The 20,829-nt window shown below is 62.0% G+C and carries 21 protein-coding genes; 13 read left to right on the forward strand and 8 right to left on the reverse strand.

Features of this window, described 5'->3' with window-relative positions:
* Positions 1 to 66: 66 nt before the first annotated feature.
* The 3 genes from mltG to C1T17_RS08095 form a co-directional block, all read right to left on the reverse strand.
* Positions 67 to 1,038 (reverse strand): endolytic transglycosylase MltG, encoded by a 972-nt coding sequence (gene mltG / locus C1T17_RS08085; protein ID WP_104953013.1) that lies wholly within the window; start codon positions 1,036 to 1,038, stop codon positions 67 to 69.
* Positions 1,039 to 1,047: 9 nt separating this feature from the next.
* Positions 1,048 to 2,307, reverse strand: a complete 1,260-nt coding sequence (gene fabF / locus C1T17_RS08090; RefSeq protein ID WP_104953014.1) for a beta-ketoacyl-ACP synthase II — start codon at positions 2,305 to 2,307, stop codon at positions 1,048 to 1,050.
* A 179-nt stretch (positions 2,308 to 2,486) separates the two neighbouring features.
* On the reverse strand, positions 2,487 to 2,720 hold the full coding sequence (locus C1T17_RS08095; protein WP_006950224.1) for an acyl carrier protein: 234 nt from the start codon (positions 2,718 to 2,720) through the stop codon (positions 2,487 to 2,489).
* Positions 2,721 to 2,938: 218 nt separating this feature from the next.
* Between C1T17_RS08095 and C1T17_RS08100 the strand changes: the two genes are divergently transcribed.
* Positions 2,939 to 4,174 carry a glycosyltransferase family 87 protein gene (locus tag C1T17_RS08100; RefSeq protein WP_104953015.1) on the forward strand — a complete coding sequence of 412 codons (1,236 nt, stop codon included), beginning with the start codon at positions 2,939 to 2,941 and terminating at the stop codon, positions 4,172 to 4,174.
* Here C1T17_RS08100 and fabG read toward each other — a convergent pair.
* Together fabG and fabD are read right to left on the reverse strand one after the other, a co-directional pair.
* On the reverse strand, positions 4,128 to 4,868 hold the full coding sequence (gene fabG / locus C1T17_RS08105; RefSeq protein WP_104953016.1) for a 3-oxoacyl-[acyl-carrier-protein] reductase: 741 nt from the start codon (positions 4,866 to 4,868) through the stop codon (positions 4,128 to 4,130). The two genes, C1T17_RS08100 and fabG, sit on opposite strands and share 47 nt — an antisense overlap.
* Positions 4,869 to 4,890: 22 nt before the next feature.
* Entirely contained in the window at positions 4,891 to 5,826 is a 936-nt protein-coding gene (gene fabD, locus C1T17_RS08110) for an ACP S-malonyltransferase (RefSeq protein ID WP_104955082.1), read from the reverse strand.
* A 139-nt stretch (positions 5,827 to 5,965) separates the two neighbouring features.
* Between fabD and C1T17_RS08115 the strand changes: the two genes are divergently transcribed.
* The 12 genes from C1T17_RS08115 to C1T17_RS08170 all read left to right on the forward strand — a co-directional run bounded on the left by C1T17_RS08115 (position 5,966) and on the right by C1T17_RS08170 (position 18,470).
* Positions 5,966 to 7,471: an efflux transporter outer membrane subunit gene (locus C1T17_RS08115; RefSeq protein WP_189338583.1), complete on the forward strand. Its 1,506-nt coding sequence runs from the start codon at positions 5,966 to 5,968 to the stop codon at positions 7,469 to 7,471.
* Positions 7,468 to 9,117 carry an efflux RND transporter periplasmic adaptor subunit gene (locus C1T17_RS08120; RefSeq protein ID WP_104953017.1) on the forward strand — a complete coding sequence of 550 codons (1,650 nt, stop codon included), beginning with the start codon at positions 7,468 to 7,470 and terminating at the stop codon, positions 9,115 to 9,117. Before C1T17_RS08115 ends, C1T17_RS08120 begins: the two co-directional genes overlap by 4 nt.
* On the forward strand, positions 9,107 to 9,808 hold the full coding sequence (locus C1T17_RS08125; RefSeq protein ID WP_104953018.1) for an ABC transporter ATP-binding protein: 702 nt from the start codon (positions 9,107 to 9,109) through the stop codon (positions 9,806 to 9,808). Before C1T17_RS08120 ends, C1T17_RS08125 begins: the two co-directional genes overlap by 11 nt.
* Positions 9,808 to 11,016, forward strand: coding sequence for an ABC transporter permease (locus C1T17_RS08130; protein WP_104955084.1), 1,209 nt, complete (start codon positions 9,808 to 9,810; stop codon positions 11,014 to 11,016). Before C1T17_RS08125 ends, C1T17_RS08130 begins: the two co-directional genes overlap by 1 nt.
* 117 nt (positions 11,017 to 11,133) lie before the next feature.
* On the forward strand, positions 11,134 to 11,532 hold the full coding sequence (locus C1T17_RS08135) for an RcnB family protein (protein WP_223262855.1): 399 nt from the start codon (positions 11,134 to 11,136) through the stop codon (positions 11,530 to 11,532).
* 227 nt (positions 11,533 to 11,759) lie between these two features.
* Entirely contained in the window at positions 11,760 to 12,182 is a 423-nt protein-coding gene (locus tag C1T17_RS08140) for a hypothetical protein (protein WP_223262856.1), read from the forward strand.
* 204 nt (positions 12,183 to 12,386) lie between these two features.
* Entirely contained in the window at positions 12,387 to 12,830 is a 444-nt protein-coding gene (gene rpsF, locus C1T17_RS08145; protein WP_104953019.1) for a 30S ribosomal protein S6, read from the forward strand.
* 14 nt (positions 12,831 to 12,844) lie between these two features.
* Positions 12,845 to 13,069 carry a 30S ribosomal protein S18 gene (gene rpsR / locus C1T17_RS08150; RefSeq protein WP_104953020.1) on the forward strand — a complete coding sequence of 75 codons (225 nt, stop codon included), beginning with the start codon at positions 12,845 to 12,847 and terminating at the stop codon, positions 13,067 to 13,069.
* Positions 13,070 to 13,082: 13 nt separating this feature from the next.
* Positions 13,083 to 13,688 carry a 50S ribosomal protein L9 gene (gene rplI / locus C1T17_RS08155; RefSeq protein ID WP_104953021.1) on the forward strand — a complete coding sequence of 202 codons (606 nt, stop codon included), beginning with the start codon at positions 13,083 to 13,085 and terminating at the stop codon, positions 13,686 to 13,688.
* A 144-nt stretch (positions 13,689 to 13,832) separates the two neighbouring features.
* Positions 13,833 to 14,303, forward strand: a complete 471-nt coding sequence (locus C1T17_RS08160) for a GAF domain-containing protein (RefSeq protein WP_104953022.1) — start codon at positions 13,833 to 13,835, stop codon at positions 14,301 to 14,303.
* A gap of 76 nt (positions 14,304 to 14,379) precedes the next feature.
* Positions 14,380 to 16,653 carry a DNA topoisomerase IV subunit A gene (gene parC, locus C1T17_RS08165; RefSeq protein ID WP_104953023.1) on the forward strand — a complete coding sequence of 758 codons (2,274 nt, stop codon included), beginning with the start codon at positions 14,380 to 14,382 and terminating at the stop codon, positions 16,651 to 16,653.
* Positions 16,654 to 16,715: 62 nt separating this feature from the next.
* Positions 16,716 to 18,470: a putative bifunctional diguanylate cyclase/phosphodiesterase gene (locus C1T17_RS08170; RefSeq protein ID WP_104953024.1), complete on the forward strand. Its 1,755-nt coding sequence runs from the start codon at positions 16,716 to 16,718 to the stop codon at positions 18,468 to 18,470.
* Here C1T17_RS08170 and C1T17_RS08175 read toward each other — a convergent pair.
* The 3 genes from C1T17_RS08175 to C1T17_RS08185 are packed head-to-tail and all read right to left on the reverse strand — an operon-like array spanning position 18,434 to position 20,806.
* Positions 18,434 to 19,645: a CCA tRNA nucleotidyltransferase gene (locus C1T17_RS08175; RefSeq protein WP_104953025.1), complete on the reverse strand. Its 1,212-nt coding sequence runs from the start codon at positions 19,643 to 19,645 to the stop codon at positions 18,434 to 18,436. The genes C1T17_RS08170 and C1T17_RS08175 overlap by 37 nt on opposite strands.
* Positions 19,626 to 20,237 carry a CoA pyrophosphatase gene (locus C1T17_RS08180; RefSeq protein WP_104953026.1) on the reverse strand — a complete coding sequence of 204 codons (612 nt, stop codon included), beginning with the start codon at positions 20,235 to 20,237 and terminating at the stop codon, positions 19,626 to 19,628. Before C1T17_RS08180 ends, C1T17_RS08175 begins: the two co-directional genes overlap by 20 nt.
* Positions 20,234 to 20,806, reverse strand: a complete 573-nt coding sequence (locus tag C1T17_RS08185) for a DUF1285 domain-containing protein (protein WP_104953027.1) — start codon at positions 20,804 to 20,806, stop codon at positions 20,234 to 20,236. Before C1T17_RS08185 ends, C1T17_RS08180 begins: the two co-directional genes overlap by 4 nt.
* Positions 20,807 to 20,829 lie beyond the last annotated feature (23 nt).

The following is a 20,829-nucleotide window of genomic DNA, read 5'->3' on the forward strand; positions in this document are numbered from 1 at the left end:
AGATGTGGCGCGGCGCTGATGATCTCCGGGCGGAAAACCTCTTCAATGCCCGAGTTTGCCGCCGACTTACAATTCGCCGCGCTCGCGTCTGATCTCGAACCAGCGCCGCACATTCTCGTTATGCTGTTGCAGCGTGTCGGCAAAGATATGCCCGCCCTTGCCGTCCGCTACGAAATACAGTGCCTTGGTCGGAGCAGGGTTCAGCACCGCCACGATCGACAGGCGGCCCGGATTGGCGATCGGCCCCTTGGGCATCCCCGTCATCGCATAAGTGTTATAGTCGTTCACCGCCGCGATCTCCGACTTGCGGATGCGTCGGCCGAGCGGCTTGCCCTTGGTGATCGGGTAGATGATCGTCGGGTCCGCCTGTAACATCATGCCCGTCCGCAGGCGATTGCCATAGACGCCCGCGACAATCGGCCGCTCCGTGGGGACCGCTGTCTCCTTTTCGACGATGCTGGCCAAGATAACGGCTTCCTTGGGCGTCTTCACGACGGTCGTCTTGCTGCGGTCCGCCCACAGCTTCGCCAAGGCTTTCGTCATCGCGCCCTGCATCCGCTTCAGCACGGCGGCGCGCGTCTCGCCCTTCTCAAAGGCATAGCTGTCCGGCAGCACGCTGCCTTCCTGCGGCACGGGAATCGAGCCGGTAAGTTCGTCCTGCGCCATCAATCGCTCGTAGACGAGGATCGACGGCATCCCCTCCGGGATCGTCACCAACCGGGAGAGGGCAATGCCGCCCTGCAGGATCTTGAGGATCTCCGCATTGCTGGCATGTTTGGGGATCTCATATTCCCCCGCCTTGATCGGCTTGCCCGCGCCGAACACCTTCGCCCGCGTCAGGAATGCGTCGGCGGAGCGGATCAGGCCCTCGCGCTTCAGTTGCACGGCGGCGCTGGTCAGCGTCGCGCCTTCGGCAATGACGATCGTCTTGTCGACGCCCGATGGTCCGTCCGCCTTCCAGCCATGCACGAACTGGAAAGCGACGAACACCAGCGCCGCAACGCAGACCGCAAGGATCACATAACCGATGCGGCGCATGGGAAGAGCCTAGATCGCTTTCATGACGAGGCTGGCATTGGTGCCGCCAAAGCCGAAGCTGTTGTTGAGCACGGCCTTCACCTTCCGCTCCTTGGCGACGTGCGGCACCAGGTCCACGCCCATGCAGCTATCGGAGGGGTTGTCGAGGTTCAACGTCGGCGGAACAATCTGGTCACGCATCGCCAGGATGCAGAAGATCGATTCGACCGCGCCTGCGCCGCCGAGCAAATGCCCGATCGCCGATTTGGTGGACGACATCGACATCGTGCCGATATTGTTCTCGAACAGCCTGCGCACCGCGCCCAGCTCCAGCTCGTCGCCCATCGGCGTCGATGTGCCATGCGCGTTGATATAGTCGATGTCGGACAGCGCCAGCCCCGACTTGCGCATCGCCATTTCCATCGACCGGAACGCGCCGGAGCCTTCCGGGTGCGGCGCGGTGACGTGATAGGCGTCGCCCGACAGGCCATAGCCGATCACTTCGGCATAGATCTTCGCGCCGCGCGCCTTGGCATGTTCATATTCTTCGAGGCAGACGACGCCTGCGCCTTCGCCCATGACGAAGCCGTCGCGATCCTTGTCATAGGGGCGCGATGCCTTCTCCGGCGTGTCGTTGAAGTTGGTCGAAAGCGCGCGCGCCTGCGAGAAACCGGCGATGCCGATCGGGCAGATCGCGCTTTCCGCGCCACCGGCCAGCATCACGTCGGCATCGTCCATCGCGATCATCCGCGCGGCGTCGCCGATCGAATGCGCTCCGGTGGAGCAGGCCGTCACGACCGCATGGTTCGGACCCATCAGGCCATATTTGATCGACACCTGACCGGAGATCAGGTTGATGAGGCGGCCATGCACGAAGTGCGGCGACACGCGGCGCGGGCCCTTTTCGTGCAGCACCAGCGATTCGCTCTCGATGCCCGGCAATCCGCCGATGCCCGAACCGATGGAGACACCCATGCGATAGCGCTCTTCTTCGGATGCGTCGGTAAGGCCCGCATCCTCCAGCGCCTGACCCGCCGCGTCGATGCCATAGACGATGAACGGATCGACCTGACGCTGCACCTTGTGATCGACGCGAAGGCTGGGATCGAAGCCATATTCATGATCCGCAGGCTTCACTTCGCAGGCGATCCGGCACACGTAATCGGTAGGATCGAAGCGCTTGATGATGTCCGCGCCTGATTTTGACGCCAGAATGTTCTTCCAGACGGTCTCAACCTGCGCGCCCAGAGGCGTCACCATTCCAAGGCCCGTTACGACAACACGACGCATACATCCGCTCCGTCAAATCTTACTTGTGCCAGTCTGGCAGGAGACGACTGGCAGGAATAGGGATAAACAGGAAAACGGCCCTCCTTCCACGGGGATGCCCGGGACGGAGAGCCGCTCAACCTTGGGTCGGCTCGTGCCGTGGCGAGGCCGTCAGGCGCCGCCGCGACCGAACTCCGTCCTTACTGCTTGCTGTCGATATAATCGATCGCATCCTTGACGGTGCCGATCTTCTCGGCAGCGTCGTCGGGAATCTCAACGCCGAATTCTTCTTCAAACGCCATGACCAGCTCAACGATGTCGAGGCTGTCTGCGCCCAGATCGTCGATGAAGCTTGCGTCTTCGGTCACCTTCTCGGCTTCGACGCCCAGATGCTCGACAACGATTTTCTTTACGCGATCCGCGGTCTCACTCATGAGCGGTCCTTCTTTCTGGGTAGTGCGGTTGAGACATGAATATCTGTTCAGCACGCCCTAGTGGCAAGGGAAGCGCTGTGCAAGAGGCAACGAATGCGCCGCCACCCGTGCTTTTGTCGCGCCGGGATCATAGTAGAGAGCGCTTTCCGGTGGACTGACCCGGATTTCGGTAGTCGCGCATTTACCGCCCGTTCACCATATTGGCGCAAACTGGCGCGATGCTGGACATGCTCGCAACCGGAAGATGGCTGACGCTCGAGCGCGCTCGTCTTGTCGCATGGGCCACGCTGACATCCACGATTCTGATGGTCGCCTTCCTGTTTTGGGGGGCAAACGGCACACTCGATTATCTGGGCCGTCCCTTGGGCACGGATTTCTCGAACGTATGGACCGCTGGGCTGATGGCGAACGAGGGGAGGGCGGCTGCAGCGTGGAGTTGGCCCGACCATTATGCCGTCCAGCAGATGGTGCATCAGTCGAAGACCGTGCCCTTCTATGGCTGGCATTATCCCCCGCCGTTCCTGATGATCGCGGTGGTGCTGGCCAAGCTTCCTTACGTGCCCGCGCTGATCCTGTGGCAGGTTGCAACGCTCGGGCCTATGCTCTGGCTCGCATGCCGGATCGTGGCGCGGCGTGATGCCTTACTGTTCGCGGCCGGAGCACCCGTCGTGCTCGTCTGCCTCGGCCATGGGCAAAATGGATTTATGACCGCGGCGCTGTTGGCGGGGGGCCTGTTGTTGCTCGACGGGCGACCGTGGTTGGCGGGCGTGCTGTTGGGGTGCCTTGTCTATAAACCGCAATTCGCCGTGCTGATCCCGTTGGTGTTGATCGTACGCGGCAACTGGCGCGCGGTCCTGGGAGCAACCGGCGCGGTCTCCGTGCTTTGCGGCCTCACGCTGGCGCTTTGGGGCTGGCCGGTATGGCAGGCGTTCCTCGATTCGCTGACGATTACGCGTCAGATCGTCATCGAACAGGGAAACACGGGCTGGGAAAAGATCCCGAGCGCCTTTTCGGCTATCCGCATGTGGGGCGGCTCAATTCCGCTCGCCTATGCGGCGCAGGCATCCGTCACGGTTTTGGCGGTGGCGCTGGCGGTTTTCGTCAGCCGCAAGGGCAGCATCGGCAATCGCAGCGCAGCGGTGATGGCGGCAGCGTTGCTCTGCACGCCCTATGTATTGGACTATGACTTGGTCGTGCTGACGATGGCTGTCGCGTTCCTCGCGACGGATATCCTCAGACGCGGCGCGCTCCGTTGGGAGGTGACGATCCTTGCCTTCGCATGGATCGTGCCGCTGTTCGGGCGGCAACTCACGGCCGTGACGTCGATCCCGCTCGAACTGATTGCGATCGTCGCAATCCTCGCCCTAGCGGTGCGGCGCGCCATCCTGCTGGACGGCGCGCTCAGCTTCAGATCATCGCCATTCCGCCATTCACGTGCAGCGTCTGCCCCGTGACATAGCCTGCCTCGCGGCTTGCGAGGTACACCACAGCCGCACCGATATCCTCGCCTTCGCCCAGTTTGCCCGCCGGGATCTTGCCAGTGATGGCTTCCTTCTGTGCATCGTTCAACGCCTCGGTCATCGCTGAGCGGATGAAGCCCGGAGCAACGCAGTTCACGGTAATTCCGCGCGTCGCCAGTTCCTGTCCCAGCGCCTTCGACATGCCGATCAGCCCGGCCTTGGACGCAGCATAATTCGCCTGACCCGGATTGCCCGTCACGCCTACCACCGAAGTGATCGACACGATCCGCCCGAAGCGCGCTTTCATCATCGGCTTGGCTGCAGCCCGGCAGAGGCGGAACGCGGCCTCCAGATTGACGCGGATCACCTGATCCCATTCGTCGTCCTTCATCCGCATGGCAAGGTTATCGCGCGTCACGCCCGCATTGTTCACCAATATGTCGAGCTTCCCGCCCAATGCCTCGACGGCCTGCGGCACCAGCGCATCCACGGCGGCGGCGTCCGACAGGTTGCAGGGCAGGGTGACGTGATCGCCAGCAAACTGGCCCGCAAACTCTGTAAGCTTGGCTTCATTCGAGCCGGAGAACGCCACGCGCGCGCCTTGCGCCACCAGTGCCTTGGCGATGGCAGATCCGATCCCGCCCGATGCGCCGGTGACGAGGGCAGTCATGCCGCTGAGGTCGAACATATTGCAAACTCCTATATTTGGATCAGAGCGCCGAAAGCGCCTTCTCGATATCGTCCATCGTCACGATGCTGGTTACGGTCGCGTCGGGTGCGATGCGCTTCACCATCGGTCCCAGTACCTTGCCGCCGATTTCCACGAAGTCGGTAACGCCTGCGTCCCACATCGCGCTGACGGACTCGCGCCAGCGCACCCGTCCCGTCACCTGCTCGACCAGCCGCACGCGAATATCGTCTGGCGCAGCGATCGGCGCGGCCAGCACATTGGCGTAAACCGGCACCACCGGCGTACGCAGCGCCGCGTCGGCCAGAGCGGCCTCCATCGCATCGGCGGCGGGCTGCATCAATGGACAGTGGAACGGCGCGGACACCGGCAACAGCACGCCGCGCTTGATGCCATGCTCCTTCACCATCGCAATCGCCCGCTCGATCGCGCCGCGATGCCCGGAGATCACGACTTGCGAAGGATCGTTGTCGTTCGCAACCGTGCAGACTTCGCCCTCGGCCGCAGCATCGGCCAGAGCCTGCGCCTTTTCGACATCCGCACCCAGCAGAGCCGCCATCGCCCCTTCGCCCACAGGCACGGCCGCCTGCATCGCTTGTCCACGCAGCTTCAGCAGCCGCGCCGTCGTCGCTACGTCGAACGCACCCGCTGCACACAGCGCGGTATATTCGCCAAGGCTATGCCCCGCGACGAAATCCGCCTTCTCCGCGAGCCGCAATCCGCCTTCCTTTTCCATGACGCGCAATGTCGCCAGTGCATTCGCCATGATCGCAGGCTGCGCGTTTTCGGTCAGCGTCAGGTCGCTTTCCGGCCCTTCGCACATAATCCTGAACAGTCGCTGCGACAGCGCATCGTCGACTTCCTGAAACAGTTCGCGCGCCGCAGGGCTGGCGTCCGACAGCGCCTTGCCCATGCCGACCGACTGGCTGCCCTGTCCCGGAAAAAGAAATGCCCGCACGATCATCCTCCCTGTGCGCCTGCCTGCTTCAAGCCCTGTCCGCTTCAAGCAAAGCCGTTTCGCGCATGATACACTTTAAGACACAAAAGCCATTGAGGCCCGGTCCCGAATTCGGCAGGAACTAGATATGCAGACAGCCATGCGCAAGCATTGGCTCGATGCGTCGCCATTTTCCCGCATCACACGAAGGAAATCCGTGCGTTACCCTTTAGCTTTCCTGACCGGCACAGCCCTCGCGCTTTCGGGCTGTGCCGTCGGTCCCAACTATAAGCCGCCCGCTGCAGCATCGCTCGGCGTGCCCGCCACGTACACCGCGGCGCAGGGCGCGCCGCTTAGCGATGCGGCGCTGGCCGACTGGTGGCGGGGCTTTAACGATCCGGTGCTGGATGGGCTGATCGAGCAGGCCATCGCGAACAACCTCGATATCGCGCAGGGCGTTGCCCGTCTCGATCAGGCGCGCGAAGCCTTGCGGCAGGCTGGCGCAAGCTACCTGCCAAATGTCAGTGCATCGGGCAGCGGCGGCCGCAACTTCCGCGAAGGCACGACCGGCTCCATCGTCGACGCCAATGGCAATATCATCGGCGGATCCTCGGGTGGCGGCAGTTCCAATCAATATTCCGGGAGTCTCCGCGCCAGCTGGGAGATCGACTTGTTCGGGCGGATCGGTCGCACCGTCGAAGCGACCCGCGCCGATCTGGCGGCGTCGGGCTACAGCCTCGCCAACGTCCGTATCGCCATCATCGCGGAGACCGTCAGCAACTACATCACTGCGCGGCTCTCGCAGGAGCGGCTGCGGATAGCCCGCGAACAACTCGCGACGGCGCAGGACAATTTCAACATCACTCGCTGGCGTGTCGAGGCGGGCCTCGTCTCGTCGCTCGATCAGGAGCAGGCGCGCGCGCAACTCGCACAGCAGACCGCCGCCATTCCGCAACTCGAAGCCGGCCTTGCCAACGCTTTCAACCGCATCGCGGTCCTGACCGGCCAGGCACCGGGCGAAGCGACCCGCGCGCTGGAAACGGCAGCACCCGTGCCGACCGCGCCCACGGATATCGCCACCGGCATCCCCGCCGACACGCTGCGCCAGCGCCCGGACGTGCGGCAGGCCGAACGCACGCTGGCCGCCGCTACGGCGCGGATCGGTGTCGAGCAGTCGGCGCTGTATCCGCAACTCAGCCTGTCGGGCAATATCGGAACCACGGCCCTGTCGCTCGGCCGGCTGGGGGATGTCATCACCGGGAGCCTGTTCGGCAATCTGGCGCAACTGATCTTCGACGGCGGCGCGACAGCCTCCCGCGTCCGCGCGCAGGAAGCTGCCGCAAGAGGCGCATTCTCCGCCTACAAGTCCACGGTGCTGGTGGCGCTGGAGGATGTCGAGAACGCCCTCGTCGCCGACCGCAATGCGCGTGCCCGCGTAACCCAACTCACGATCGCGGTGGATGCCGCCAACAACAGCGCGATCATCGCGCGGAGCCAGTATCAGGCTGGCCTCACCGACTTCCAGACTCTGCTGACGTCGGAGCAGTCCCTGCTCTCGGCACGAGACGGCCTCGCCAGCGCCCGCGCGGACCAGGTGCAGGCCGTAGCCCAGCTTTACAGCGCCCTTGGCGGCGGATGGCAAACCATGAACGGACGACCCGAATGACGCAAGACGTGACGCCCACACCCGCGACCAAGGCGGACAATCTGGACGATTTCCTGGGCGTGCAGCCGGAAAAGCCATGGCGGAAATGGATCAAGTGGGGCGTCATCGGCATCGCGCTGATCCTGCTCCTCCTGTTGCTGTCGCGCTGCTTCGGGGAAGGCGATCAGCCCAATTACTCGACGCGCGCGGTACGAAAGGGCGACCTCACCGTTACCGTCTCCGCAACCGGCAACCTCAAGCCCATCAATCAGGTCGATGTGGGGTCCGAACAGTCCGGCAAGATCACGCAGGTCTTCGTCGATGTGAACGATCGCGTGACGAAGGGGCAGCGCCTTGCCGAACTCGACACCCGCCGCCTGAATGACGCCGTGACGCAGAACCGCTCGCAAGTCGCCGCTGCGGACGCGGGCGTGGCGCAGGCCAATGCCGCCGCCGCCCTCGCCAAGGCGACGCTCGACCGGCAACTGAATGTGTTCCAACTCTCCGGCGGACGCGTTCCCGCCAAGACCGAACTCGATTCCGCCCGTGCCAATTATGCGCAGGCGCTGGCGCAGGTCCGCTCGGCCCGCGCACAGGTTTCGGTCTCCCAGGCGCAACTTTCGGTGGCGCAGACCAATCTTCAGATCGCGCAGATCGTTTCGCCGGTGACGGGCGTGGTTCTCTCGCGTTCGATTGAGCCGGGACAGACGGTTGCCGCGTCGCTGAACGCGCCAGTTCTCTTCACCATCGCCGAAGACTTGAAGCAAATGGAAGTCGAAGTTTCCGTCGATGAAGCCGACGTGGGTCAGGTGGCTGACGGTCAGGAAGCCACATTCGCAGTCGACGCATTTCCGGGACGCAGCTTTCCGGCGCGCGTCAATCGCGTGAATGTCGGCTCCAACGCCAGCAGTGCATCTTCGTCCACAACGGCGGCGACCACGACGAACACCGTCGTGGCCTACACCGCCGTGCTGTCCGTCAATAACAATGACGAGATACTGCGCCCCGGCATGACCGCGACCGCCGACATCGTGACGAAGCGACTACAGGACGTGCTCCTCGTCCCCAATGCCGCGCTGCGCTTCAAGCCCGATCAGGGCGGAAAGAGCGGTGGCGGCATCACCAGCCAGCTTGTCGCGCGGCCCCGTCGCGGCAATCGCGCCACGCAGCAAGTCAACTTCGGCTTCGGCAGCAGCCAGACGGTCTATATCGTCGGTGAAGACGGCAAGCCACAGGCCGTGAACGTCGTGATCGGCGACAGCGACGGATCGCGCACTGTGATCCAGAGCGGTAACCTGAAAGAAGGCGCGCGCGTCATCACCGGGCAACTCGCCGCCGGGCAGGAACAGCCGCCCGAGCGCGACGAGGCAGGCGGCGGCCAGCGGCGCAAGCGGGACGGCGGGCAGCCCGCTATATCTCCGGCGGCTCCCGCTGCCCCGGCTGGCAATAGCAGCGCGCCCGTAGCGGCCACGACCCCGGCGCCAGATCGCCGCTCCAGTGCCGCGCCCGCACCATCGGCTCCCACGCCCCCCGGCGGCCAGCGCATGCGCGACATGACGCCGGAGCAGCGCCGTGCCTTCATGGAAAGCCTGACGCCCGAGCAGCGCGAAGAAATGCGCGCCCGGCGGGAAGCGCGGCGCGCGCAGAGAGAAGCCAATGGCGAATGATCCGATCATCCGCCTGCGCGGAGTCACGAAAAGCTATGGGAGCGGCGCGACTCTGTTTCAGGCGCTCAAGGGTATAGACCTGGACATCGAACGCGGCGATTTTGTTGCGGTGATGGGGCCTTCGGGGTCCGGCAAGTCCACGACGATGAATATCCTGGGCTGTCTCGACGTGCCGACCGCCGGGTCATTTCTATTTCGCGATCACCATGTGGAGACTCTGGACCGTGATCAGCGCGCCCTCCTGCGCCGCCGCTATCTGGGCTTCGTGTTTCAGGGGTTCAATTTGCTCTCCCGCACCACCGCGCTGGAGAATGTCGAACTCCCGCTGCTCTATCGTGGCGAGGACAAGAAGACGCGCTACGATCTCGGCATGGCTGCCCTAGACAAGGTGGGCCTCAAGCCCTGGTGGGATCACACTCCCGCCGAACTCTCTGGCGGCCAGCAACAGCGCGTTGCCATCGCCCGCGCCATCGTCACGTCGCCCGATGTCCTCCTCGCGGACGAACCCACCGGCAATCTCGATTCGGAACGGTCCATCGAGATCATGGAATTGCTGACCGACCTCAACCGCAACAGCGGGATCACCGTGCTGATGGTCACGCACGAGCCCGATATGGCCGCCTTCGCCCGCACCATCGTCCACTTCAAGGACGGCCTCGTCGAGCGGATCGAGAAGGGGAAAGCGGCATGATCGCCAGCACCACCGTCACGCTCGCGTTTCGGGCCATCTTCCGCCACAAGTTGCGCTCTTTCTTGACGACGCTCGGCATCATTATCGGCGTTGCGGCGGTCGTCACGATGACGACGCTCGGCAATGGCGCGACCGCAGCCGTGCGGGAGCAGATCAGCAGCCTTGGCGCGAACATCCTGCAATTGCGGCCGGGGCAGGGGTTCGGACGCGGCGGCGGAGGACCGCGCCCCCCGGACTTCGAACCGGACGATGTGGAGGCCATCGCCAACCAGATCACCGGCGTCCGCGCCGTTGCGCCGCAGGCTTCGACCAGCGGCATCGCGATCTACGAAGGCTCCAACTGGAACACCACCGTCAACGGCACCACCGCCGCCTATTTCGAGGCGCAGCAGTGGAAGCTCGACAGCGGTCGCCTGTTCATGCCGGAGGAAGAGGAGGCGGGTAAGCCCGTCTGCATTATCGGCTCGACTCTGCGCAGAAACCTGTTCCGGCAGGAAGACCCCATCGGCAAGCGCTTCCGCATAAAGGGCGTCAGTTGCCAGATCGTCGGCCTGCTCTCGACACGCGGGCAGGGCGGCTTCGGCAATGATCAGGACGATGTCGTCGTCATGCCGATCAAGTTCGTGCAGCGGCGCTTTACGGGTAACCGCGAAGTGAGCCTCATCATGGTTGCGGTCGATGACGCCTATGAAAGCAGCGCAGTGCAGGACAGCCTGGAGCAACTGATGCGTGAGCGGCGGAAGATCAAGCCGGGCACCGCCGACAACTTCAACGTGTTCGACACCAAGCAAATCTCCGATACGCTCACCGGCACGACCACCATCCTGACGCAGATCGTCGCCGCCGTCGCCGCCATCTCGCTGCTGGTGGGCGGCATCGGTATCATGAACATCATGCTGGTGTCTGTGACCGAGCGCACGCGCGAAATCGGCATCCGCCTCGCCATCGGCGCGGTAGCGCGCGAAGTGCTGCTGCAATTCCTCGTCGAGGCTATCGTCTTGTCCTGTCTTGGCGGCCTGATCGGTCTGGGCCTCGCCCTGATCGCGTCGATCGCCATAGCGCCGCTGATGCAAGTGCCCTTTATCTTCGACCTCAAGATCAACCTGCTCGCGTTCCTATTCTCGGCAGCGATCGGGGTCGTCTTCGGCTATTTTCCCGCACGGCGGGCTGCATCCCTGAACCCGATCGACGCGCTACGGCACGAATAATGGCTGATACACTTTCAGACACTTGAGCCGTGTGTCTGACACATCTCCGATACAGCCGGTTCCTATTTCATGATCAGACGCCGCAGTTGGCGCCGGACACGAAAAGGAACCGGACACATGAAAAAGTTTTTGATGGCACTGGCCGCAACCACCATGATCGCCAGCCCGCTCGTGACTGCACAGGCTCAGGCTGCACCGCAGCGTGAGCGCTATGAGCAGACCACAATCAAGCACAAGGCGAACGGACGCACGGTAGTCAGGCAAAAGCAGGTTGTCCGCCACAATGACAACCGCGCTTATGGCTACAACAACGGCTACAGCAATCATCGCTGGGCCAAGGGCCAGCGGTTCGACCGTCGCCAAGCTTCCAACTATCGGGTCGTCAACGATTACCGCAACTATCGCCTGAACACGCCGCCGCGTGGGTATCAATGGGTTCGCTCAGGAAATGACGCGGTGATGATCGCCATCACCAGCGGCATCATCGGCGCCGTGATCGGCAACGCGATACGCTAGGCTGTCACGCCCTTCTCCCCTTCCGTTTTGGGAGGGGAGAAGGATGCCCCTCTGAGTCGGTGTAACTTTCGTGACTTTCCGATCCTGCGGAAACGCGAAATAGAAGATTAACCTTGCTTAACAGCGTCCTTCAGGGTCCGTTCAATCGACTCCTGCGTATATGTCATCATCGCCTTTGAAGCCGCCAAAGTTCGCGCCTCAACGGCTAGAGTTGAAGGACAAGGACCATGATGAACAAATGGAAGAAGGGCATACTCGCCATTGCCACTTGCGCCACTCTGGCGATCACGGCCGCCCCGGCGCAGGCGCAACGTTACTATCGCGGCCATCGCCACCATGACAATAGCGGAGCAGTGCTTGCCGGCGGTGTCGTCGGCCTCGCGCTGGGCGCTGCCATCGCCTCAAGTTCGCGGGACCGCTATTACGACCGCGGCTATCGCGGCTATGACAGAGGCTATTATCGCGACGGCTATTATGATCGCGGCTACGATCGTCGGGACCGCCGCGCCTATCGCCGCTATCGCGGTGGGTATGACGGCTACCGCAGCTATGGTGGTTATCGCGGCTATGACCGTGGGTATCGCTGCCGCACGGAGCGCTATTACGACGATTACCGTGGATCGTGGACTACGGTGCAGCGCTGCCGTTAATCCAGCCGACTTGGACAGATAAGAGGCGCATCCGAAAGGGTGCGCCTCTTTGCGTGCTTGCCTTTTGCCGCGTCTTCGACCATAGCGCCCGCTTCCAAAGGCTCCGAGGCAACTCCGGACCTGCTGGATCACAACTAAAGACGATAGCCGGAGGGGCGTTCGCATGGGGCGGCGTCAGCGATCGGCCAATATGAAGGAAGACCCATGGCTCTCTACGAGCACGTGTTTCTTGCGCGCCAGGATCTGGCACAGGCGCAGGTAGACGCACTGGCGGAAATCGCCACCAAGATTGTCGAAGACAATAAGGGCAAGGTCGTAAAGACCGAAAATTGGGGCCTGCGCAGCATGGCCTACAAGATCGCCAAGAATCGCAAGGCGCACTATGTGATGCTCAACATCGATGCCCCTGCCGGCGTCGTTGCAGAGCTGGAGCGCCAGACCCAGATCAACGAAGACGTGATCCGCTACATGACCATCAAGGTCGATGAGCTGGAAGCCGGTCCTTCGGTCATGATGCGCAAGCAAGAGCGTGACGCACGCGGCGGTGGCCGTGGCGAGCGCGGCGACCGCGATCGTGGCGCACCGCGCGGCGATCGTGAAGATCGTGGCGACCGTCCCCGTCGTGACCGCGACGAAGCTGGCGAATAAGGAGACATAAGAACATGGCACGCCCATTTTTCCGCCGCCGCAAGAGCTGCCCCTTCGCCGCCAAGGATGCGCCGAAGATCGATTATAAGGACGTTCGTCTGCTTCAGGGCTTCGTGTCCGAGCGCGGCAAGATCGTCCCCAGCCGCATCACGGCCGTTTCGGCCAAGAAGCAGCGCGAACTCGCAACCGCGATCAAGCGCGCCCGTCATCTGGGCCTGCTGCCCTACATCGTGAAGTGAGGGAATAGATCTCATGGAAATCATTCTACTCGAACGGATCGAGAAACTCGGCGCCATCGGTGACATCGTCACCGTGAAGGACGGCTATGCCCGTAACTTCCTGCTGCCGAACAAGAAGGCGCTTCGCTCCAATAACGCCAACAAGAAGGTCTTCGAAGCCAACCGCGCGAAGATCGAAGCCGACAATGCGTCGCGTCGTGAAGAAGCCAAGGCATCTTCCGGCGATGTCGATGGTAAGCAGGTCGTTCTGATCCGCCAGTCGTCGAACGCTGGCGCTCTGTACGGATCGGTTTCGGTGCGCGACATCATCGAAGCGCTTCAGGCCGATGGCGTGAAGACCGTCAACAAGGCGATGATCGTGCTGGAACGCCCGATCAAGACCCTTGGCGTGTTCGACGTCAAGGTTGCGCTGCACCCCGAAGTCACGGTGAACATTCAGGTGAACGTAGCCCGTTCGCCGGAAGAAGCCGAGCTTCAGAAGGAAGGCGTCGACGTGATGGCCAGCATGTTCGAAAAGGACGAAGCAGGCTTCACCGAAGATTACGATCCCAACGCGGAACCGGGCGAAATCGCTTCGGAACCCACGGACGAAGCTGAAGGCGCCGATCAGGACGCCTGATCGCCCATCGACTGACATAAAGAGCCGCCCGGTGCAGATCGGGCGGCTTTTTTGTTGCTGAAGCGCCTGAACGGATGCTTAGTCCCTATCCCGCTATTGTGTCCTTCCTTCTCCTCCGGCATAGCTCAAAGGGGGAACATGGCTATGATCGACAAGTTGACCGAAGAAGCGCTTGCGCTGAGCCAGGTGGCCGCGATCACTGAGGTGCTTGAGGACGTGTGCCGCATCACCGATATGGGCTTCGCGGCTGTGGCGCGCGTAACGGAAGATCGGTGGATCGCATGTCAGGTTCTCGATAAGATCGAGTTCGGCCTCAACCCCGGCGACGAACTGGAGATCAAGACCACGATTTGCGACGAGATCAGGCAAAGCGGCCAACGTGTCATCATTGATCATGTCGATCAGGACATAGAATGGCAGACGCATCACACACCGATGCTGTACGGCTTCAAAAGCTATGCCTCGTTGCCGATCACCGCGCCCGACGGAACATTCTTCGGCACGCTGTGCGCCATAGATCCCAGGTCGCGTTCCTTGAAGGGCAATGAAACGCTCGCCGCGCTCCAGCATTGCGCGGAGCGGGTTCAGGTGATTTTAGCGGACACCTTCGCCTGAATGATGTGCAGTTCAAAACCACTGGCGCCATGTCGCACCCTCGCATCCTGCTCCGTCCCCTGCTATCGCCGCTCCAATGACTGATTTCCGCGACCCGTTCGACAACATCAAGGATCATCCCTTCGATTCCGCTCTGTCCGAGCGCTATCTGGTCTATGCGCTGTCCACGATCACCGCACGGTCGCTGCCTGACCTGCGGGATGGACTAAAACCTGTTCACCGTCGCCTCCTGTGGGCGATGCGGTTGCTGAAGCTGGAGCCGAGCAATCCGGACCCGGCGCGCAATACCACATCGTACAAGAAATGTGCGCGTGTGGTCGGCGACGTCATCGGCAAATATCATCCGCACGGAGACACGTCCGTCTACGATGCGATGGTGCGTCTGGCGCAGGACTTTTCCCTACGCACGCCGCTGGTCGACGGTCAGGGCAATTTCGGCAATATCGACGGCGATAACGCGGCTGCCATGCGCTACACCGAGGCGCGGCTGACGCAGGCGGCGTCTGACTTGATGTCCGGTCTCGACGAAGGCACTGTCGATTACCGCCCCACCTATAATGGCGAAGATGAAGAGCCCGAAGTCTTTCCGGGCCTGTTCCCGAACCTGCTTGCCAACGGGGCGTCCGGCATCGCGGTCGGCATGGCGACCAGTATTCCGCCGCATAATGTCGCGGAACTGATAGACGCGGCGCTGCTCCTGATCGATCAGCCTGACGCGGATCATGCCGCGCTGATGCAGCACGTCACTGGCCCCGACCTGCCCACGGGCGGTGTCCTGGTGGACAGCCCCCGCAGCATCGCGGAATCCTATGTCACCGGGCGTGGTTCCTTCCGCGTCCGCGCGCGCTGGCACAAGGAAGAGGGCGGGCGCGGCACCTGGGTCGCGATCATCACGGAAATCCCGTTTCAAGTCGCCAAGTCCAAGCTGATCGAAGAGATCGCCGCGCTCATCAACGACAAGAAGCTGCCCATCCTGGCCGATATTCGCGACGAGTCGGACGCAGAAATCCGCATCGTCATCGAACCGCGCAGCCGCTCGGTCGATCCCGACATCTTGATGGACAGCCTGTTCCGCCTGACCGACCTCGAAAGCCGGTTGAGCCTCAATCTGAATGTCCTCGACGCCAGCCATACGCCCCGCGTGATGAGCCTGCGGGAGGTGCTGGTCGAATGGCTGAAGCACCAGATCGACGTATTGGTGCGACGCGCAAAGCACCGGCTCGATAAGATCGCCGCTCGGCTCGAACTGCTCGACGGCTACATCATTGCCTATCTCAATCTCGACCGGGTGATCGCGATCATTCGGACCGAGGATGAGCCGAAGGAAGTCATGATGGCTGAGTTCGCACTGACGGATCGGCAGGCGGAGGCGATCCTTAACATGCGGCTGCGCTCCTTGCGTAAGCTGGAAGAGATGGAGTTGCGCCGCGAACATGCCGAACTCGTCAAGGAACGTGACGAGCTTGAAAAGCTGGTGGAAAATCCCGCCCGTCAGCGCACTCAGCTAAAACGTGATCTCAATGCTCTACGCAAACGTTACGGCCCCGACACGCTGCTCGGCAAGCGCCGCACGCTGATCGAGGAAGCCGCGCCTGCGCGCGAAATCCCGCTGGAGGCGATGATCGAACGCGAGCCGATCACCGTGATCCTTTCGCAACGCGGCTGGATTCGCGCGATGAAAGGGCATGTCGACGACGCGACCATCGCCGGAGTCAAATATAAGGAAGGCGACGGGCCCTGGAGTACGCCCGTGCAGATGCAGACGACGGACAAGCTGCTGATCGCCTGCGCCAACGGAAGGTTCTACACACTGGGGGCGGACCGACTGCCTGGCGGTCGCGGATTCGGCGAGCCGGTCCGGTCGATGATCGATCTGGACAATACGACAGAGATCGTGGCGATGATGGTCGCCAGAAAAGACGCGAAGCTGCTCGTCGCCGCCTCGGACGGGCGCGGGTTCGTTGTACCTGTGGCAGATATTCTGGCTGAAACGCGCAAGGGCAAGCAGGTGGTGAACCTGCGTGTTGGGGCGAATCTGTCCATCGTCCGCATGGTGCCCGCTCTGGCCGACAGCGTTGCCGTGATCGGCGACAATCGAAAGCTGCTGGTTTTCCCGCTGTCGGAGCTTCCGGAAATGTCTCGCGGGCAGGGCGTGCAGATGCAGCGTTATCGCGACGGCGGCTTGTCGGATGCCATCAGCTTCGTTCTTGGCGATGGTTTGAGCTGGCCTATGGGCGGCGAATCGGGTCGGACCCGCACCGAAAGCGACATGACGCCGTGGCGTGTGACGCGTGGCGCGGCGGGACGAATGCCACCCACGGGCTTCCCTCGCGACAACCGCTTCGGGTAATCCCTTACAGCTTGTTATCTTCGTGGTTTAATTAATTTACCTTATGGCCGTACTTTAGCTGCATGGACGCTTTCTCTGCGCGCTTTACGGACAATGACGATTTCGATGGGCTGCTCGCTTCGTCGGATGACCGCGCCGTTGCGACCGCAGCGGCCTCGGACGCTGGCTGGCTCCATGCCCTGCCGCAAGCCGCAGCAATCCTTGCGTTTCGAGAGGGCGCACCGAGCGTCCTGCAAGCGAATGCCGCGTTCAATCAGACCTTTCCAGCCGGGGTTCGCGGGCTGATTTGCGCAGGCGATGGGGAGTTCAACTGGACCGAGCGCATCGCGAATCTGTGCAAATCGCGACGGGCCTCCGACCATTTCGAAGTGCGCCGCGATGGACCGCTCGGCGCGGAATTTCTCGCCTGTACGATTGGGCGGCTGGACGCTTCTGACCGCAAAGGCGTGCGGCTGCTGTTCACTGCCATTGATCGCACGAACGAGCGAGTCATGGAAAAGAACCTGCGGCGCGAACTGTTATCGGATAGTCTTACGGCGCTCCCTAACCGTACCGGGTTTGGAGAAGAAATCGACGATTGCCTTGCCAACATCTCGCCTGCGGAGCGGGGCAGCTTTGCCGCCATTGCAATAGATCTCACGCGTTTCAGCCGCGTGAACGAATCTTTAGGGGCGCTTGCCGGTGACGAACTTATCATCACCGTCGCCAAGCGCCTGAAGTCGAGCCTGCGCCGCGGCGATGTGCTGGCGCGAATCGGCGGTAATGAATTTGCGATCTTCGCCCGGCTCAACAACGGCCTGTCCGACGCCCTGCATATAGTGCAACGCGTGAATGACGCACTGGCTTCGCCGGTGCGGCTAACCAATCTTCAGATCAGTGTGGAATGCGCCATCGGCTGCGCCTTGTCGCAGAGCCTGGCCGACGACCCCGAAGACACCGTTCGTCAAGCGCAGGCGGCGGTCAAGATCGCCAAGCGCAGCGGCAAGCTGGAGATATACAGAGCGGGTGTCCTGAAGGAAGCGCATCGCCGCTTCACATTGGAAAGCCGCTTGCGTGAAGCCATCGCCAAAGGCGGTCTGGAACTGGCATTCCAGCCGCTCGTCCATCTCGAATCGGGTGATGTCACCGGGTTCGAAGCACTAGCGCGCTGGAACGATCCGGAACTGGGGGAGGTGTCTCCATCGGAATTCATCCCCGTCGCGGAGGAATCCGGTCTGATCGTGCCGCTCGGCCGCTGGGCGATGTATGAGGCGGCGCAGACCCTGGCAAAGTGGGATCGGGTTCAGGGCGAAGTCCTGCCACTAGGCATCAACGTCAATCTGTCTCCGACGCAGATGAGCCGCGACGATGTTCCGACCGTCGTAGAGGAAGCCCTGCGCTATTCGGGCATAGCCGGGCGGCGGCTGACCATCGAACTGACCGAAAGCGCGATTATCGCTGACCCGGACAAGGCAAGGCAGGTGCTGGCCGCGCTCAAGAGCCTGGATGCCTCGATCGCAATGGACGATTTCGGGACTGGCTATTCCAATCTAGCAAGTTTGCAGAGTCTCCCCATCGATCTGTTGAAGATCGATCGCTCGTTCGTGTCGAACATGATCCACGATCGGGATAATCATGCCATCGTCCGCACCATCCTCTCGCTGGCGGACTCTCTTGATTTGCGCGTAACTGCCGAGGGTATCGAAACGCAGGACCTTGCCGACGTCTTGCAGCGTCTCGGTTGCTGGCAGGGTCAAGGCTACCATTTCTCTCAGGCGCTGTCGGAACAAAAAGCTTTCGACTACTGGCGGGCGCGCTGGAACTTCCACACGATCTGATCGGCGATCGCTTCAAGTGCGCTCCCCATGGGAAAGCCATTGCCGATCCACTCCGCTTCCACCTCTTTCAGTGCAAGAGCCACAGCAGGGCCGGGGGCCAATCCTCGCGCGATCAGCGCGCCGCCTGTCATGGGGAAGGAGGGAACCGTGCAAGAACGAAGTTCCTTGATGGTTGCGGCTGATATGTTCTCATTCAAGAGCATCCGGTCCACCGCGCCCTCCGTGCCGATCAGATAGGCGAGTTGTACGGGGTGTTCATGATCCGGCGCATCCGTCAACGCTGTGACGATACGCTTGCGTGCCTTGTTCGACAGTTTGAGGCGCGCCGCCACGCCATCGCCTACCGATGGGTTCGCAGGCAGCAGCGCACAAAGCCGCCTGATCGGAGCGGGCTCCGCATCAGCCTCGTTCTCTCGCTGGATCAATCGCGCCATTCTCGTGACACCCTGCTCATCGATCTCGGGGAGCACGGGAAGCAAAATGCCACCATCCACCATAAGGCGGAGGGCGGGGGTCGGCTCGCGCAACGCCAGCAATTTCAATAATTCGTCGGCGATCCGCTCGCGCGATAGAGCCATCAGGCTGTTCGCCCGCGCTCTGCATGCCGAATATGCCGCCGCATCCGGTTCGCCCTTCCCAAAGCGCGCATAGAATCGGAAGAAGCGCAGGATGCGGAGATGATCTTCAGCGATCCGGGCGTCGGGATCGCCTATGAACCGGACCATACCTGCACGCAGATCCTCAAGACCCCCGAAGTAGTCGCTGATGATCCCTGATCGGGCGTCGGCGAACAGCGCATTAATTGTAAAGTCCCGACGGGCGGCATCTTCCCGCCAGTCGTCCGTGAAGGCTATGGTCGCGTGGCGGCCGTCGGTACTGACGTCCCGGCGCAATGTGGTGATTTCCACGGGCCAGCCGGATAGCACAGCCGTCACGGTCCCATGGTCTATACCGGTTGGGACGGCCTTGATCCCGGCGTTCTCCAGCCGCGCCATTACTTCTCTAGGTTCATGCACCGTCGCGATATCGACATCTGAAACTGAATGCCCCAGCAGTGTATCGCGCACCGCTCCCCCGACAAACCGCGCGTCGTCCTGATAAGCGCCCAGTGCTTCAAGCAGTTCTTTCAGCCCCGGCCGGTGTAGCCATTCCGCGTCAGGCAGGCTCTCGGTCATATCCCAGCCTCCACGACAGGTTCGCCAGGATTGCCGCTGTTATCCCCCAGATCCGCCGTTGCTGCCAAAGGATCTCGAAATAGTGGCGCATGCGGCCTTCCCACTCAACTTCCTTCTGGATTCGATTTGCTGGATCAAGAACATAGGCCAAAGGCACCTCGAACCAGTCCGCAACTTCGTCAGCCTGTGCTGTCAGAGGAAGGTCGGCGGGTACGACCGCAATTACCGGCACGATGTCGAAACCCGTAAAGGTGCTGTAGCGATCACTGATTCCGATGATCTCGGCGCTGCTGGGCGGCAGGCCGATTTCTTCCTCCGCCTCGCGTAGCGCAGCTGCGATCTCATCGGCGTCAGTATCATCCACCTTGCCGCCGGGGAACGCCACCTGTCCGGCGTGCTTCCGAAGCCGCGAGGATCGTTGGGTCAGTATCAGGCCCGGCTCAGGCCGATCCGTTACGGCCACGAGAACGGCGGCAGGGGCAAGGATGATATCGCGATCAAGGCGGGGATCGCGATCCGCTATCCAGCTCGATATGTCATCGCGGCTATGTCCTTCGGCCAAGGCAGTTCGCAGCCGTTCGGCCAACGTCATTCCACACTTCCAAGCGCGAAATGTCGACCGCCGCTCCATAGGCCGGGAGTTGTGGCTTCCGCATCTTCGTCCAGCGCCAGGTTCACCAGTTCATAATAGACCGCGCGCGCAATCAGCGCTTCGAGACCGTCGCGCACATGAAGATAGGGGCGGGGGCCTTCATCGGTCTGGTGGACATCGATCGCATGATCTGCATTTGCGACGACGATGTCTCCGGTATTGAGCCGAAAAACGAGGGATCGGCCATTTCCGGAGCCTTCGGATTTCACTTCCACAGCGACGAAGGGCACGTCTTCCACTTCGATGGACAATTTCTCTACCGGCGTGACGAGCACATAAGAGCCGTCGGATTCTCGCCGCAGGACCGTCGAAAACAGGCGCACCATATTTTCGCGACCGATAGGCGATCCCTGATGAAACCATGTTCCGTCACGCGCGATCCGCATTTCACTGTCACCGCAATGCTTCGGATTCCACTGCGCAACAGGCGGCAGTTTCTTTTCTTCCACCAACCGCGCAATCTCTGCGAGGGAGAGAGATGCAAGATCGGGAAGGGGGGGCATGGGCATAAACTGGAGATAAGAGCGGCTTA

Source organism: Sphingobium sp. SCG-1, assembly GCF_002953135.1.
Taxonomy (GTDB): domain Bacteria; phylum Pseudomonadota; class Alphaproteobacteria; order Sphingomonadales; family Sphingomonadaceae; genus Sphingobium.

Excerpts from the sequence above, each read along its gene's own strand:
- mltG (WP_104953013.1), bottom strand. The coding sequence starts at position 1,038 with ATGCGCCGCATCGGTTATGTGATCCTTGCGGTCTGCGTTGCGGCGCTG.
- fabF (WP_104953014.1), bottom strand. The coding sequence starts at position 2,307 with ATGCGTCGTGTTGTCGTAACGGGCCTTGGAATGGTGACGCCTCTGGGC.
- C1T17_RS08095 (WP_006950224.1), bottom strand. The coding sequence starts at position 2,720 with ATGAGTGAGACCGCGGATCGCGTAAAGAAAATCGTTGTCGAGCATCTG.
- C1T17_RS08100 (WP_104953015.1), top strand. The coding sequence starts at position 2,939 with ATGCTGGACATGCTCGCAACCGGAAGATGGCTGACGCTCGAGCGCGCT.
- fabG (WP_104953016.1), bottom strand. The coding sequence starts at position 4,868 with ATGTTCGACCTCAGCGGCATGACTGCCCTCGTCACCGGCGCATCGGGC.
- C1T17_RS08115 (WP_189338583.1), top strand. The coding sequence starts at position 5,966 with ATGCGCAAGCATTGGCTCGATGCGTCGCCATTTTCCCGCATCACACGA.
- C1T17_RS08120 (WP_104953017.1), top strand. The coding sequence starts at position 7,468 with ATGACGCAAGACGTGACGCCCACACCCGCGACCAAGGCGGACAATCTG.
- C1T17_RS08125 (WP_104953018.1), top strand. The coding sequence starts at position 9,107 with ATGGCGAATGATCCGATCATCCGCCTGCGCGGAGTCACGAAAAGCTAT.
- C1T17_RS08135 (WP_223262855.1), top strand. The coding sequence starts at position 11,134 with ATGAAAAAGTTTTTGATGGCACTGGCCGCAACCACCATGATCGCCAGC.
- C1T17_RS08140 (WP_223262856.1), top strand. The coding sequence starts at position 11,760 with ATGATGAACAAATGGAAGAAGGGCATACTCGCCATTGCCACTTGCGCC.
- rpsF (WP_104953019.1), top strand. The coding sequence starts at position 12,387 with ATGGCTCTCTACGAGCACGTGTTTCTTGCGCGCCAGGATCTGGCACAG.
- rpsR (WP_104953020.1), top strand. The coding sequence starts at position 12,845 with ATGGCACGCCCATTTTTCCGCCGCCGCAAGAGCTGCCCCTTCGCCGCC.
- rplI (WP_104953021.1), top strand. The coding sequence starts at position 13,083 with ATGGAAATCATTCTACTCGAACGGATCGAGAAACTCGGCGCCATCGGT.
- C1T17_RS08160 (WP_104953022.1), top strand. The coding sequence starts at position 13,833 with ATGATCGACAAGTTGACCGAAGAAGCGCTTGCGCTGAGCCAGGTGGCC.
- parC (WP_104953023.1), top strand. The coding sequence starts at position 14,380 with ATGACTGATTTCCGCGACCCGTTCGACAACATCAAGGATCATCCCTTC.
- C1T17_RS08170 (WP_104953024.1), top strand. The coding sequence starts at position 16,716 with ATGGACGCTTTCTCTGCGCGCTTTACGGACAATGACGATTTCGATGGG.
- C1T17_RS08175 (WP_104953025.1), bottom strand. The coding sequence starts at position 19,645 with ATGACCGAGAGCCTGCCTGACGCGGAATGGCTACACCGGCCGGGGCTG.
- C1T17_RS08180 (WP_104953026.1), bottom strand. The coding sequence starts at position 20,237 with ATGACGTTGGCCGAACGGCTGCGAACTGCCTTGGCCGAAGGACATAGC.
- C1T17_RS08185 (WP_104953027.1), bottom strand. The coding sequence starts at position 20,806 with ATGCCCATGCCCCCCCTTCCCGATCTTGCATCTCTCTCCCTCGCAGAG.